The organism is Rhizobium leguminosarum (genome assembly GCF_001679785.1).
Classification (GTDB): Bacteria; Pseudomonadota; Alphaproteobacteria; order Rhizobiales; family Rhizobiaceae; genus Rhizobium; species Rhizobium leguminosarum_R.
In genome coordinates, this window is sequence record NZ_CP016287.1 from 800,674 (window position 1) to 815,482 (window position 14,809).

The following is a 14,809-nucleotide window of genomic DNA, read 5'->3' on the forward strand; positions in this document are numbered from 1 at the left end:
CTAAGTGAGGTTCAGTCGCTTTCGCAGATCGGCATTTTCAGCACGGAGCTTTTACGCCAGCAGCTTGCGCAGTCTTTGGTTTTCCTCTTCCAGCTGCAGAAGATCCGCAAACTCATCAACTGCCGCCACCGACGGTGCGGTCGCTGCTGCCTGCACCGCCCTCGGAGCACGTTTGGCAGGCGCGTGGCAACAGATCGCCGTGCAATTGGCTAATTCGATCAACTGAAGGGCCGAACACCCAAAACTAAGATGTCGCAAGGCTGGATGGCACCGGCACCGAACCACGCCCGTCAAATGACGGACGCGGCTCAGCGGGAGGCGCCGAGGATCAGCCTAGCCGATTGCCTTCGGCGGAGAAGAGGTGGATTTTCTCGGATTTGGGCGCGAGGTGGATTTGCTGGTCAGGTTTTAAATCCACCCGCCGGTGCAGCACGATGGTTGCCGTCTGCGTGCCAACACGCACCGAAAGATGGGTCTCCGCACCGGTCGGCTCGACAGTCAGCACGGTGGCCGGAATGCCCGTCTCCGCAATATCGAGGTCCTCAGGGCGGATGCCGTAGGTGCGTGCCGCGCCGTGGCTCAATTGCGGCGGAAGCGGCAGGGAAACACTGCCTTCGATACGGAAGCCGCCGTCGCTGACGCCCCCCTCGAAAAGGTTCATCGACGGCGAGCCGATGAAGGCGGCGACGAAGGTGTTATCCGGGCGGTCGTAGAGATCGAGCGGCTTGCCGATCTGCTCGATGCGGCCGGCGCGCATGACGACGATCTTGTCGGCCATGGTCATCGCCTCGATCTGGTCATGGGTGACGTAAACGATGGTCGTGCCGAGGCGCTGATGCAGCTCCTTGATCTCGCTGCGCATGGTCACCCGCAGCTTGGCGTCGAGGTTGGACAGCGGTTCGTCAAAGAGGAACACTTTCGGATGGCGTACGATGGCGCGGCCCATGGCGACGCGCTGGCGCTGCCCGCCGGAAAGCTGTTTCGGCAGGCGCTCCAGCAGGGGTTCAAGTGCGAGAATGCCGGCGGCTTCGCTCACCAGCTTGTTGATTGTCGCCTTATCGCGCCCCTGCAGCTTCAGGGCAAAGCCCATATTTTCGCGCACCGTCATGTGCGGATAGAGCGCGTAGGACTGGAACACCATGGCGATATCGCGCTCCTTCGGCGCGACGTCGTTGACGACGCGCCCGTCGATGCGGATTTCACCGCCGCTGATATCCTCTAGCCCCGCCAGCATGCGCAGAAGCGTGGACTTGCCGCAGCCGGACGGCCCGACGAGCGTGACGAACTCACCGTCCTCGATATCCGCGGAAACCCCGTGGATAACGGAGGCCGCGCCGTATTGCTTCAGAACCCGGTCGATTGCTACCGATGCCATTGTCTGTCCTCCCTCACAGTTTCAATTGCCAGACGCCCGCCTCGGCGACGGCGCCGGTGAGCGTTGCCGAACGTGCGGCGGCAAAGCTCGGAATGCGTTTGGACCCCGTCCAGCGGCCGTTGTCAGCGAATACCTCGATGGAGCCGGCATCGAGGAAGATGCGCAGGCTTGACGGTTTCGCGCCGGTGGCGACGTAACGTGGCGGCGTCATACCGATGCGAGCGTCGAAGATAATCGCCAGACCATCGGCATCGAGTTTCACGGCTAGATCGACATCCGGATGATCGAAGCTGAGATCGAAGGCGGCGCCCGGCTCGGTGAGATCAAGTACGATCTCGACGGCGCCGGTGCCGAGCGGCACGGTCTTGCCGGCGGCAAGCGCGGTGTCGTCCAGCAACTGATGGCGTAGGCTTTCGACGGCTGCGACCGGCGGGGTCAGCACGGTGTCGCCGTCGAGAAGTACGCGGCGCGGCAGGGTCATGGCCGTCGGGAAATCGTCCTTCTTGGAAAAATCCGTCCAGTTGGCGAGCCAGGCGATGCCGACCGGCTCGTCGCCATCAACGAAGGCCTGGAAGGCATAGGCATCCGAACCGAAATCCAACTCCTGCTCGAACTCCGCAGTGAAGGTGCGGCCATCGAAACCGCCGACGGTGACGGAGGTGAGGTTGCGGCGGCCGGTGGCCGGGTCGCGGCTGGTGAGCAGACCGAAGATCAGCGTCCAGCGGGTTTCTGCGTTTTTACCGGAAAGCGGCACCATGCAGGGGCATTCCGCCGCCGTCATGCCGAAACTGTCCTCGCGATGGATGATGCCGAGGAAGGTCCAGCCATCGGCGCCTTGCGGGTCTGCGGTTTCATAGAGCAGTACAACGCCGCCCTGCCTGTCGCGGCTGCCGAGCAGCATCTTCCAGCGGCCGTCCGGGCCTTTGAAGACATAGGGGTCGCGGAAATCGGTGGTGAGGTTCAAGCCTTCCGGGCGCAGCGGCATCACGATCTCCGACGGGCCGGCGACGATGCCGTCGCGGCTGACGGTGGAAAGCTGGATTTGCTCTTCCGGTTGCCGGTCACGCACATGCTCGGTGTAAAAGACGCGGATTTCCTCGCCTTCTGGGCCGGTGCCGGGGATCGCCGAGCCGGAGAAGGCGCCGCCGCGGCCATCGTCCTTTTCCGATAGATGCGCCGCCGGGAAGAGGAACATGGGCAGATGTGTCCAGCGGATGAAATCCTTCGAGACGGCATGGCCCCAGTGCATAGTGTTCCAGCGCGGTTCATGAGGATAATGCTGGTAGAAGAGGTGAGCATTTCCGCCGAACCGTCCAAAACCGTTCGGATCGTTCATCCAGCCGAAGGGCGGGCGGAAATGATAGCTGTCGGGCACGTCGGGGGCGGCGGTGCGGGCATCGCTGTGCAAGACGCAGATCCCCTCCTTCATCACGGTTTCCGGCCGAAAGGCATAAGCGACGGAAAGCGCTGTGGTTGTCGCATCATAGGACAGCGTGGCACGGCCGCCCTTCGCGAGCGTCACAGCGAAGAACTCAAATTCCCCCGTGCGGCGGGTCGAGGGCTCGCCGATGTCGTTGCCATCAACGGCGACGAAGAGCTTCCCCTCGCCGCCGGCATGGCGCGCCTTCAACCAGAGATGCAGCACCGTGCCTTCGGGCAGCTCCGCTTCGATGGTTTCAGGTGCTGACGTTTCGGATTTTGCCTGTAGAGACATGATCAACCTTTCACGGCGGAGCCGACGAATGAACTGACGAACCAGCGCTGGAAAGCCAGATAGAGAATGAGGACGGGGATCATCATCAGCACCGAGGCGGCCATGGCGCGGTCCCAGTAGATGCTGTCCTGTCCGAAGAAGGTGGCGATGGCGACGGCAATCGGCCGGGCATAGTCGGTCTGGGTGACCAGCGTCGGCCAGAGATACTGGTTCCAGCTTTCGATGCCCATGAGGATCGAGACCGTGGCGAGCGCTGGCAGGCTGAGCGGCATGTAGATCGACCGGTAGATGCGGAAGACCGATGCGCCATCCATTTCCGCCGCTTCATAGAGTTCCTTCGGCAACTGCGCGAAGAACTGGTAGAAGAGGAAGACATAGAGCGGGCTTGCCACCCAGGGCAGGATCTGCACCGCGAAGGTATCCGTCAGCCCCGCCCGCGACATCATGACGACAAGCGGCATGATGATGCTTTCCTGCGGGATGACATAGAGCGCGACGACCAGCGCCAAGAGCGCCGCCTTGCCGCGCAGCGAGCCCCAGGCGAGAACGAAGCCCGCCATGGAATTGACGATCAGACCCGAGACGACTGTGGCGGCGAGGATCACCAGCGAATTGAAGAGATATCGGCCATAGGCCAGCTCGCCGGAGAAATGGGCGATCTCCTTGTAGTTCGACAGCGTCGGGTCGCTGACCCAGAAGGCGCGGAAGCTGCCCATGTCGGCGAGGATGCGGAAGCGGTCGTCCTTCAGGCTGGCGATTAGCAGCATGAACAGCGGCGAGATCATCACCAGCGCGATGACCAGGATGCAGAGGCTCTGCACGATGCGCAGGCTTCTCTTGCCGTTGCCCCTTGCGATTGCCAGCGAGACGGGCCGGCTCAAAGCGATATCAGACATCGAAGCGCCTCAGGAGTTTGCGTTGCAGGAGCGCGATCAGAAGAACGATGACGAAGAGGATGACGGAAACGGCCGATGCGTAGCCGAGTTTCTGCTCCTCGAAGCCGGCGCGCACCATGTAGTGGACAACGGTTTCGGTGCTTTCGTTCGGGCCGCCCTGGGTGAGGATCGCCACCTGCGTATAGAGCTTGAAGGCCTGGATGGTCGTGATGACCAGCACGAAGACATGGGTCGGGCGAAGGCCGGGCATGGTGACGTGCCAGAAGCGGCGCAGCGCGCTTGCCCCGTCTATGCGGGCGGCATCGTATAGTTCTTCGGGAATGCCCTGCAGGCCGGCGAGATAGATGATCATCTGAAAGCCATAGGCCTGCCAGGCTGAAAGCAACACGATAGAAAACATCGCCCAGTTGGGGTCGCCGAGCCAGTCGATCGGCTGAATCGTGCCGCCGGAAAGGAAACCGACGATCTGGTTGAGCGGGCCGCTCGGATACTGGAACAGCGTGCCCCAGATGACGCAGACCACCACCATGGAGGTGATCGCCGGCAGGAAGAACAGGCCGCGCAGCAGGTTTTGCATCGGCAGCTTCTGATGCAAGAGTAGCGCGGTCAGGAAGGCGAGGCCGCACTGCAGCGGCAGCACCCAGACGGTGAAGCGCGTGACGTTCCACAGCGAGGTCCAGAACAGCGGATCGGTGAAGACGCGCTCGAAATTCAGGAGGCCGACGAAGCGCACCGGCGTCGGGCGCGGCACGAGCGGCTGGTTGGTCATCGCCGTCCAGAAAGACAAGAGGAACGGCGTGATCAGGAATATCGCCATAAGCAGAAAGGCAGGCGCGATCATCGCCATTTCCTGCCAGAGCCGCTGCCTATCGCGGCGTTTCGCCGGACGCCGCAAAGCGGGCGTGGAGGTCTGTTGCAAAGTCATTGTTTCCTCCTCATCGGTCGTCCTCCCGTGATAGTCCAGGGCCGGCAGGACGCACCGGCCCCGTCAAAACACCTTACTGCTGCTCGTCGAAGGGCGGGTAGCCGGCGTTGTCCTCGATATCCTCGTCGATCTTCTTGGCAGCGGCCGTCAGCGCTTCCTGCGCGTCACCACTGTTGAAGATCTTGTCGACCGCCTGCATGAAGGCCGAGGTGATCGTCGGATATGCCGGGTGCGGCGGACGGGCGATCGCGGTCTTGGAAGCCTGCTCAAAGGCGACGGCGAGCGGACCGCCTTCCGCATAGAGCGGGGAGCCGGCGGCGAAGCTCTTCAGGCCCGGATAGGCGGACTGGGTCTTGGCGTACTCCCGGTACTCCTTGTCCTTCAGCAGGAAGCTCAGGAACTTGCCGGCGATCTCAGGGTTTTCCGAGGTCGCGGAAATGCCCCAGATCCAGGTCCCGTTCGGGCTCACGCCCTTGTCGCCGATCTTCGGCAGCGGCATGACGACGATATTGTCCTTCATCGCTGCCGATGCCTCCGCGTAGAACCAGTGGCCACCCATGGCGAGCGCGGCCGGCTGTCCCTCGGCGTAGAACTGGTTGGTGCCCGACGAAGTCGGCACGACCCAGCCCTTCTTCACCCAGTCCTGCATCATCGTCAGCGCCTTGACGCAGGCCTCGCCATCGAGCGTGCCGGTGGCCTTCCAAGTCTTGCGGTCTATCAGGTCGCAGCCGGCGCTTTCGAGCAGGGGGCCGTAGGCATAGGTGATCCACTCGGTCTTGATGCCGTAACCTCGGAAGGTGTCGATCGGCCACTTCACGCCTTCGAGCTTGGAAAGCTTTTCGAGATAGCCTTCGAATTCCTCGCGGGTCCAGGCATCATCGACCGATTTCGGAATGCGGGCGCCAATGGCTTCAAGATATTTCTTATTGCCGTAGAGCACGACCGAGGAGTCGGTGAGGCCGATCGCATAGAGGTCCTTGTCGATCGGATAGGTGCCCTGGGCGATATTCGAATCCGTCATGTCATCGAGCAGGTCCTTGTCAATGAGCGGCTTGACGGGTTGCAGATAGCCGGACCAGACATAATTGGCGAGGAACGGAGCATCGAGTTCCATGATATCGGGCAGCTGCTTGGCCATGACGGCGGCGCTGAACTTTTCGTTATAGGCATCGTGCGGCGCGTAGATCATCTCGATGTCGACATCGGGATTGGCGGCCTCGAAGCGGGCGGCAACGTCGCCATAGGCCTTCACCCAGCCCGGATCGCCCTGGTGCATAACGTGGACGACGGTCTTCGCCTCGGCCAAACCGCCGGTCGCGACTAGCGCGGCGGATGCGAAGAGTGCGGAAAGTAAACGATTACCCATTGAAGTGCTCATTGATATTCTCCTCCTGTTAGACACTCGATGTTTCAGACGGATGCCCGTTCGACCAGATGGAACGGCAGTTTCCGCAGATGCGGCGGTTCGGGCTGCTCGGCCAGGAGGATCTCCATGGCAAGGCGGCCCATGGCGCGGTGCGGCAGGGCCATCGTCGTCAATGGCGGGTCCAGCCGCGAGGCAATCTCGACCTGGTTGTCGAAGCTTGCCACCGCGATATCATCCGGAATGCGAAGGCCGGCGCGGGCAAGCGCCGCATAGACTTCCATCGCCACGCGGTCATTGCCGCATAGGATGGCGTCCGGCCGTTGACCGGATTTCAGAAGCGCCTCCACATGAGAGGCAACAAGGCTTGGCGCGCGGTCGCTGTAGACGCTGCGGCGCACAGCCGGCAACACCCCGACGGGGTCGATGCCCGCCTCCTCAAGCGCCGCACGAAACCCCATCTCGCGTAGCGTGCCGGCGAGAATGCCCGGCAGATTGATGAAGGCGATACGCCGGCGGCCGGCGACGAGGAGATAACGCACGATCTCCCGCGCGCCGCCCTCTTCGTCCGGGACCAGCGCGGTGACGCGGCCGGCAGCCTCGCGGCAGTTGATCATCACGCCGACGGCGCCCGCCAACCTGTCCGGCAGGGCGACATCCTTGTGGTACATGGCGGCGTAAGCAACGGCGCGCGGCCGGAACTGCTGCACCTCGTCGAGCACCGAGCCGATAGACTGGCCGCTGCGGTGGTTGACCGCAAAGACCGCCATGCCGGCGCTGCGGGCCGCCCCGTCGAGGCCACGTACGATCTCGGTGGCGAAGGGCGAAGTGATGAGACCGTCGGAGACGACGCCGACCAGCGGCAGCCAGCCCTGACGCACGCCACGCGCTGCAAGGTTGGTCACGTAGCCGAGTTCTTCCGCAATGGCCTTGACCCTCTGGCGCGTATCGTCCGACATGCGGGCGGAGCCGCCGTGCAATGCGCCGGAAACCGTCTTTACCGAGACTCCCGCACGTTCCGCGATGTCAGAAAGAGATACTGCCACGATCCGCACCATCCTCCTTGGGTGATCGATTACCCAATAGTTGCGGCGGACGTGTTTTGTCAAGCGGCTTTTACGCGCACTGCACGACGGAACACGGCCTTTGCCTTATGAACATCCCTGGAATGGGCTTCTTCATTGGTAGATCGGCGCATGCTGTAGGCGGACGAAGGCGCATTTTCTGCGCCCTCGTCTTATCACTCAGCCGATGGCCATCAGGCTTGCATTGCCGCCGGCAGCCGCGGTGTTGATCGACGTCGACACCTCCTCCAGCAGCCAATTCAGGCAATAGGCTTCGGGATCGTCCGCCAATTCCTCGGTCGTCGCGGCCTGGACCAGCAGCAGCGGACCGGGCAGGTGAGCGATCTTCTGATTGACGGCCCGAACCCTGTCGCGATCCCCTTCGACGAGCGCGCCAGAGAACGGCCCGTCCTTCTCCCAATCCGAGGTCCAGGAAATCCGGCCGGCGACAGCCGCCGGAAGATCCGCCAGGACTGACTTCGATAGGGAACCCGCGTCCACGACGATGTGGTTACCGGTCGATAGGGCCGCGGCGATCTGGCGATGAAGCCCGCCTTCCGTCTGCGGCACGACGAGAATACGGCCGCGGGGATGGAGCGCGTAGAGATTGAGCTCCCCGACCGGACCGGTGAGTTCACGTTCGAGCCCGAGCGCCGAGCGGCTCGCATATCCACGCGCCACTTCCCCCTCGCCCGACAAGCCCTTCTTGTCGAGCCAGACGATGTAGTCACGAAGGGCAAGGTCCGTATGAACCGAATCCTGCTGCGGCGGCACGGGCGCACGTTGCACCAGCCGGCCGATGTAGAGCGGACCGCCGGCCTTCGGACCCGTTCCCGACAGGCCGCGGCCGCCGAAAGGCTGCACGCCAACGACGGCGCCGATGATGTTGCGGTTGACATAGAGGTTTCCAGCCTTGATGCGGCTGGTCACATGCGCGATCGTTTCATCAAGCCGGGTGTGAAGCCCGAATGTGAGACCATAACCCGATGCGTTGATATCGTCGATCAGACGGTCGAGCCCATTCCGCTTGAAGCGGATGACGTGCAGCACCGGGCCGAAGATCTCCCTCGTCAGGTCTGCCAGGGATTTGATCTCAATGATCGTCGGCGGAACGAAGGTCCCCGCCGCAGCACTTTCAGGCAGTGGCAGCTGATCCACCTTGCGGCCCAAGCCGCGCATATGCTCGATATGCTGGTCGATTTCCGTCTTTGCGCTGTCGTTGATGACGGGGCCGACATCGATGTTCAGCCGATCGGTACGGCCGATCGTCAGCTCGCGGAAGGCGCCCTTCAGCATGGCGAGGGTCCTGTCGGCCACATCGTCCTGAAGGCAGAGAACCCGGAGCGCCGAGCAGCGCTGACCGGCACTGTCGAAGGCAGACGCAATGACGTCAGCCACCACCTGCTCGGCCAAAGCCGAGGAATCGACGATCATGCCGTTCTGGCCGCCGGTTTCGGCAATCAGCGGAATCGGCTTGCCGGTCGCCGATAGCCGTTCGGCCAGCTGCGCCTGGATCATGCGGGCAACTTCGGTCGACCCGGTAAACATGACGCCTGCCGTCTCCTCCGCCCCGACCATGCCGGCGCCGAGACGGCCGCTGCCGGGCACGAACTGCAGGGCACCGACAGGCACGCCCGCCTCGTGGAGGATCTTCACGCTTTCCGAAGCGATGATCGGCGTGACGCCGGCTGGTTTTGCGAGCACGGGATTGCCGGCCACCAAGGCTGCGGCGACCTGTCCGGTGAAAATCGCCAGCGGGAAATTCCACGGGCTGATGCAGACGATCGGGCCGAGGGGCGCATGCGAGGGGCCGAGCGTCTTGCGAGCCTGTTCGGCATAGTAGCGCAGGAAGTCGATCGCCTCACGCACTTCGCCGACGGCATTGGCCGCCGATTTGCCGGCCTCACGCATGACGATGCCCATCAGCACCTTGACGCGGGCCTGCATGATGTCGGCCGCCCGTTCCAGGCAGGCGGCACGCTCGGCCGGCGGCACGGCTGCCCATTGCGGCGCATGCTCCGCCGCCATGCGAACGATGCGCGCAGCCTCGTCGACCTTCACCTCGGTCACCGTGCCGACGACATCCCGGTGATCGGCAGGATTGAGAACATCGCGCGTCACCCCATCCGTAGAGCCGTCGGCAAGGAGGGGAAGCGCATGCCACGGAGCAGCAGCCGTGGAGGCGAGCGCCTGTGACAAATCCAAAAGAGTGGCCTCGTTCGAGAGATCGACACCATCGGAATTGGTCCGGGCGTTGCCGTAAAGAGCCTTTGGCAAGGCGATCTGCGCGTGGGGCGCGCCAACGACGGGCATGGCCGCGACGATTTCGGCGGGATCGGCGATCAGCGCCTCGACCGAGACATTCGGATCGGAGATGCGGTGCACGAAGGAGGAATTGGCGCCATTTTCCAGAAGGCGTCGAACCAGATAGGCGAGCAGCGTCTCATGCGTTCCCACAGGCGCATAAATGCGGCAAGGCCGGTCGAGTTTTTCCTTCCCGACAACCTCGTCGTAGAGAGGTTCGCCCATGCCGTGCAGGCATTGGAACTCGTATTTGCCGACGGTGAAATCAGCACCCGCCAGACGATAGATCGTGGCGAGCGTCTGCGCATTATGGGTGGCAAATTGCGGGAAGACCGCATCCGGAGCATCGAGCAGCTTGCGCGCGCAGGCGACGTAGGCGACGTCAGTGTAGATCTTGCGGGTATAGACCGGATAGTCGTCGAGACCGTCAAGCTGGGCGCGCTTGATCTCCGCATCCCAGTAAGCGCCCTTGACGAGACGGACCATGACCCGACGCCCGGAGCGGCGCGCGAGATCAATGATATACTCGAGGACGAAGGGGCAGCGCTTGCCATAGGCCTGCACGACGAAGCCCAGCCCGTTCCATCCGGCAAGATCAGGCGCAAAGCAAAGCTCCTCGAGGAGATCGAGCGAAAGCTCCAGCCGATCGGCCTCCTCGGCGTCGATATTGAGGCCGATATCGTAGGTCTTGGCGAGAGCGGCGAGCTTCTTCACCTTCGGCAGCAACTCGCTCATCACCCGGCCGGCCTGCGACCTGACGTAGCGCGGATGCAGGGCCGAAAGCTTGATCGATATGCCCGGGCCGTCATAGATGCCGCGCCCGTCCGACGCCTTGCCAATGGCGTCGATCGCCTTTTCGTAATCCCGGTAATAACGCTCGGCATCGGCGCCCGTCGTCGCGGCCTCGCCCAGCATGTCGTAGGAGTAACGGAAGCCCCGCGCTTCCAGCGGCCGGGCGCGTTTCAGCGCCTCCGCAATCGTTTCGCCGGTGACAAACTGCTCGCCCATCATGCGCATCGCCATATCGACGCCGCGACGGATGACCGGCTCGCCGGCGCGCGCGATCAGCCGCGTCAGCGCTGCCGACAGGCTTCGGTCGTTGACCGTCGAGGTAAGCTTGCCGGTGACGACGAGGCCCCAGGTTGCAGCATTGACGAACATGGATTTTCCGCCGCCGATGTGGGAGGTCCAGTTGCCCTCGGCGATCTTGTCGCGGATCAGCGCGTCCCGGGTTTCGGTATCGGGAATACGCAGCAGCGCTTCGGCGAGGCACATCAGCGCCACGCCTTCCTGGCTGGAAAGCGAATACTCCTGTACCAGCCCTTCGACACCGGTTCCCTTGTGCTTGGCGCGCAACGCCTCGATCAGGCTGCGGGCCGTGCTGCGAATGTCATAGCGTTTTGCCTCGGAGACGCGCGCTGCTGCCACGAGCGGCGGCAAGCATTCGGTTTCCGGCCGGCGATAGGCTGCGGTGATGGACTGGCGAAGTTCGGATTGCGGCCGGATCGGTGGGGCAAAGCCGGAAAACGGCGCGCCGTCGGCGGGATCATTGGAGGGGGCGGGGTCGATCGCTGCGTTCAACATGGGAGTCCCTATTCAATCGATGTCTGTTTTAACGGATGAATGAGATGCCGGGCTCGTCGTCCCACTGCGCATCGTCCGTGAAGGCGGGGCCGGAATATTCGGTCTCCCGCAGCGGGCGCACATCCGGTCTGTCGCGCTTGAGGGTGAGCGCCGCGGCCACGGCTCTGATGGCCAGCGGCCGGTAGTGAGCGAGCAAATCCGGCGTCCGATCGTCATCCGCTTCTTTGTTATGCATGTATGATCCCCGTTTTGAGCGCGGCGCCGATACCGATTTCAGCACTCTTCTACCCGGCAGATAATCTATCATAATCCCAAATCGCAATCTCACTTGATTTCAACAGTTTCCAGGCTGTATGAACTTATTAATCCGTCCACGAGAGTTCAAATGGCTACTGAAACCGACATCTTTAGTGAATTGGACCAATTCGACAGAAAGATCCTCACCGCACTCACCGAGGACGGCAGGCTGTCGATCACCGATCTGGCCGCGCGTGTCGGATTGTCGAAGACACCGTGCCAGATCCGCTTCAAAAGGCTGATCAGCGAAGGATATATCGAAGGCTTCAAGGCCGTCCTCAATCCGTCGAAAATGCAGCTCGACCATATTGCTTTCGTCGAGGTGAAGCTTTCCGATACCCGCGAGGACGCGCTGAAAAGCTTCAACGATGCCATCAAGAAGATCAGCGAAGTCGAAGAGTGTCATATGATCGCCGGCAGGTTCGACTATCTCCTGAAGATCCGCACGCGCGATATCGGCCGCTACCGCCGTGTCCTCGGCGAGCGCATCTCGACGCTGCCCCACGTTGCCAACACCTCGACCAACGTCGCAATGGAGACGATCAAGGAAGGCTGGGACAAGTCCGGTTCGAGTTTTTCGTGAGGGTAATGTCGTTTATCGACCCGAAGCAGTTCAGCCACCTTTCGCTTTACGCCCGCGTGTGCTCGGTTTCACTGGCACACTCTTCCCGTACTCATTCCACCATGCCGTCAAGGCTTCCATGGTGGGACCGAGGCCCCGCGCCTTCTGCGTGATTGCATATTCGACGCGCGGTGGAACCTCCGCAAAGACTGTGCGGGATACGAGGCCGTCCGCTTCCAGCTCGCGGAGTTGCACCGTCAGCATGTGTTGGGTGATGCCGGGAATAGCCTTTCTCAGTTCGCCAAACCGGTGGACCCGCTGATGGAGCAGCCACATGACTTCCAGCTTCCATTTGCCGGAGAGCAGCGCGAATGCGCGACGCATCTCCTCATGCATATTGATTTCGCCATCGGCCATAGTCTGGTTTTCCATACTAGCTGCAAGTAATTCATCCTACTTGCAAAGATAGACCTTAGACGACATTTTCCATCCGTGCATCAGGGGCGCAGTAAAAGGAGCGCCTCTCACATAGAAACCGACAGACGCGACGAGAGGAATGTTGCTGCGTGAGCAGCGACAGGATGAACTTATGCTTGAATTTTACGGATACTGGATCAGCACGGCACTTCTATCCGCGCTCTACCTCGCTTCAGCCTACATGTATGCCACAAAGAAACAGTGGGTTCGTGAGGCGCTGACGGAACTCGGATATAGCGCCAACAACCTCGTTCCGTTCATGATCATTGTTAAGGTCCTCGGCCCGCTCGCGATCCTTTCGCGCGTCAGCGTCCCGCTCAGCGATCTCGCCTATGCGGGCATCTTCTTTCACCTGCTGCTATCGGGCCTCGCGCATATCGGCGTTCGAAAACCTGTCGGCGCCCTGCCAGCGGCGATCGGCCTGGCGCTGCTGATCGCATCGTTCATGACGCAGAACGACGTTCGCGACGTCCCCTCCCCTTACGTCCAGGCTGCCGTCCTCTGACGCCTCGACGATTCCCAAGCCTTATCAAATGGAGATACACATGGATCGACTCAATGGAAAAGTTGCCGTCATCACTGGCGCAAGCCGCGGAATTGGCCGCGCCACCGCAAAGCTGTTTGCGGCCGAAGGCGCGAGGGTGGCAGTTCTTTCGCGGACATCCGAAGGCGTCGAACGCGTTGTCGCGGATATCGTCGAAGCCGGCGGCACCGCGCTAGGCGTCGTCTGCGACGTCGGTGAAGCCGATCAGATCACGGCCGCGGTGGACAAGGTTGTCGCCGCATACGGCCGCATCGACATTCTCGTGAACAATGCTTTCGATGGTTCTGCCGTCTTGTCTTCAGTCATCGACCTTTCGGTCGAGCAACTGCAACGGAACTTCGACACCGGGCCGATCGCGTATCTGCGCTTCATGCAGGCTTGTTATCCTCACCTCCGGGAAAGCGGAGAAGGCCGGATCATCAACTTCGGGTCGATGGCCGGCACGATTGGATTGGCCGGGTACGGCCCGTACAACATGGCCAAGGAGGCGGTGCGCGCGCTCACTCGCACGGCGGCACGCGAATGGGGTGCCGACAAGATCACCGTGAACAACATCCTGCCGGTCGCGGACACTTGGGGCGCAGCAGAAAAGGAGGTTCCTCCACCGATGAGCGCACTTGCTCGTTTCGGCTCGCCGGAAGACGACATTGCCCCCGTGGTGCTGTTCCTGGCCAGCACGGATTCCCAATTCATTACGGGCTACAGCCTTACCCCCGACGGCGGCGCCATCATCGACAGCGCCCGGTAATTGTCGACGAATAAGAGGCGCGACGGGTTGCGCTGCTTCGCCCGGCCTGTTTTCCGCTACCGATACCGGTAGCCGAAAGCTTCAACAAAGGCGGAGAAAGCAGGGGATGGATGGCGCCGGCTGGGGTAATAAAGATGATAGCCCTGGAACGTTGGCGCCCAGTCCGCGAGCACTTCGTGCAGTTGACCGCTGTCACAATATTGCCGGACGAGGTCCCTCGGCACATAAGACAGCCCCGCCCCATCGAGAGCGGCATTGATCGCGGGCCCTATGTTGCTCATCACGAGCTGGCCTTCCACACGAACGCTGAACTCGCGGCCATCCCTTTCAAACTCCCAGGCATAGAGAGCGCCTGACGTCGGAAGACGCAGGTTCACGCAATTGTGGTCCGTCAAGTCTTGCGGGGTCGAAGGTGCAATGCGGGTCGAAAAATATTCCGGTGATCCGACTACGGCATAAGAGATATCGGGCCCGATGCGAACGGCCACCATGTCGCGCGCAATCGCCTCGCCGAGCCGCACGCCGGCATCGAATTGGCGCTCCACGATATTTGTGAAACCGTTGTCGACGATGAGTTCCACGGTGATATCGGGGTAATCCCGTAAAAATGCCGGCAGCCTCGAACGGAAGACCAGTTCCACCGCATCATCGGGACATACGAGGCGGACTGCGCCCGAAGGCTTGTCGCGCAACGCGCCGAGGGCACTGATCCCGGCGGCGATGCTATCGAAATGCGGCTGGATAGTTTCCAGGAGGCGCGCACCGGCCGCCGTGGGAGCCACGTCCCGCGTCGTGCGGGAGAGAAGCCGGACGCCGAGCCGGGCTTCGAGCGCGCTGATCGTATGGCTCAGCGCCGAGCGCGTGACTCCCAGCTTTGATGCAGCGCGCGTGAAACTCCGCTCCTGAGCCACCTCCAGAAACGCACGCATTTCCGTAAACTCGTCGCGCCGCATTGT

Annotated in this window: 13 protein-coding genes and 1 pseudogene; 3 read left to right on the top strand and 11 right to left on the bottom strand. The window is 62.1% G+C overall.

What is annotated here, in order from left to right:
- Positions 1-51: 51 nt before the first annotated feature.
- From BA011_RS45330 to BA011_RS28225, 9 genes and pseudogenes are all read right to left on the bottom strand, one after another.
- Positions 52-183: pseudogene (locus BA011_RS45330) on the bottom strand (transcriptional regulator); the annotation flags it as partial.
- Positions 184-328: 145 nt separating this feature from the next.
- A complete protein-coding gene (locus BA011_RS28190; protein ID WP_065283236.1) occupies positions 329-1,375 on the bottom strand; it encodes an ABC transporter ATP-binding protein in 1,047 nt (348 codons plus the stop codon).
- Positions 1,376-1,388: 13 nt separating this feature from the next.
- Complete coding sequence (locus BA011_RS28195; RefSeq protein ID WP_065283237.1) at positions 1,389-3,089, bottom strand: beta-fructofuranosidase; 1,701 nt, start codon at positions 3,087-3,089, stop codon at positions 1,389-1,391.
- 2 nt (positions 3,090-3,091) lie between these two features.
- Complete coding sequence (locus BA011_RS28200) at positions 3,092-3,985, bottom strand: carbohydrate ABC transporter permease (protein ID WP_065283238.1); 894 nt, start codon at positions 3,983-3,985, stop codon at positions 3,092-3,094.
- Positions 3,978-4,910 carry a carbohydrate ABC transporter permease gene (locus tag BA011_RS28205; protein ID WP_065283239.1) on the bottom strand — a complete coding sequence of 311 codons (933 nt, stop codon included), beginning with the start codon at positions 4,908-4,910 and terminating at the stop codon, positions 3,978-3,980. The genes BA011_RS28200 and BA011_RS28205 overlap by 8 nt, the downstream gene beginning before the upstream one ends.
- A 73-nt stretch (positions 4,911-4,983) precedes the next feature.
- On the bottom strand, positions 4,984-6,276 hold the full coding sequence (locus tag BA011_RS28210) for an ABC transporter substrate-binding protein (RefSeq protein ID WP_065283240.1): 1,293 nt from the start codon (positions 6,274-6,276) through the stop codon (positions 4,984-4,986).
- A 44-nt stretch (positions 6,277-6,320) separates the two neighbouring features.
- Positions 6,321-7,331, bottom strand: coding sequence for a LacI family DNA-binding transcriptional regulator (locus BA011_RS28215; protein WP_065283241.1), 1,011 nt, complete (start codon positions 7,329-7,331; stop codon positions 6,321-6,323).
- Between the two features lie 186 nt (positions 7,332-7,517).
- Positions 7,518-11,225 (bottom strand): trifunctional transcriptional regulator/proline dehydrogenase/L-glutamate gamma-semialdehyde dehydrogenase, encoded by a 3,708-nt coding sequence (gene putA, locus BA011_RS28220; protein ID WP_065283242.1) that lies wholly within the window; start codon positions 11,223-11,225, stop codon positions 7,518-7,520.
- A gap of 28 nt (positions 11,226-11,253) precedes the next feature.
- Positions 11,254-11,460 carry a hypothetical protein gene (locus BA011_RS28225; RefSeq protein ID WP_065283243.1) on the bottom strand — a complete coding sequence of 69 codons (207 nt, stop codon included), beginning with the start codon at positions 11,458-11,460 and terminating at the stop codon, positions 11,254-11,256.
- Positions 11,461-11,610: 150 nt separating this feature from the next.
- On the opposite strand from BA011_RS28225, the gene BA011_RS28230 reads away from it, so the two are divergent.
- Entirely contained in the window at positions 11,611-12,105 is a 495-nt protein-coding gene (locus BA011_RS28230; RefSeq protein ID WP_065283244.1) for an Lrp/AsnC family transcriptional regulator, read from the top strand.
- Between the two features lie 30 nt (positions 12,106-12,135).
- Here BA011_RS28230 and BA011_RS28235 read toward each other — a convergent pair whose 3' ends face one another.
- On the bottom strand, positions 12,136-12,516 hold the full coding sequence (locus BA011_RS28235) for a winged helix-turn-helix transcriptional regulator (protein WP_065283245.1): 381 nt from the start codon (positions 12,514-12,516) through the stop codon (positions 12,136-12,138).
- 157 nt (positions 12,517-12,673) lie between these two features.
- On the opposite strand from BA011_RS28235, the gene BA011_RS28240 reads away from it, so the two are divergent.
- Both BA011_RS28240 and BA011_RS28245 read left to right on the top strand, forming a co-directional pair.
- A complete protein-coding gene (locus BA011_RS28240) occupies positions 12,674-13,066 on the top strand; it encodes a DoxX family protein (protein ID WP_065283246.1) in 393 nt (130 codons plus the stop codon).
- Positions 13,067-13,106: 40 nt separating this feature from the next.
- Positions 13,107-13,853: an SDR family NAD(P)-dependent oxidoreductase gene (locus BA011_RS28245; RefSeq protein WP_065283247.1), complete on the top strand. Its 747-nt coding sequence runs from the start codon at positions 13,107-13,109 to the stop codon at positions 13,851-13,853.
- A gap of 56 nt (positions 13,854-13,909) precedes the next feature.
- Here BA011_RS28245 and BA011_RS28250 read toward each other — a convergent pair whose 3' ends face one another.
- Positions 13,910-14,806 (bottom strand): LysR family transcriptional regulator, encoded by an 897-nt coding sequence (locus BA011_RS28250; protein WP_065283248.1) that lies wholly within the window; start codon positions 14,804-14,806, stop codon positions 13,910-13,912.
- Between the last annotated feature and the right edge of the window lie 3 nt (positions 14,807-14,809).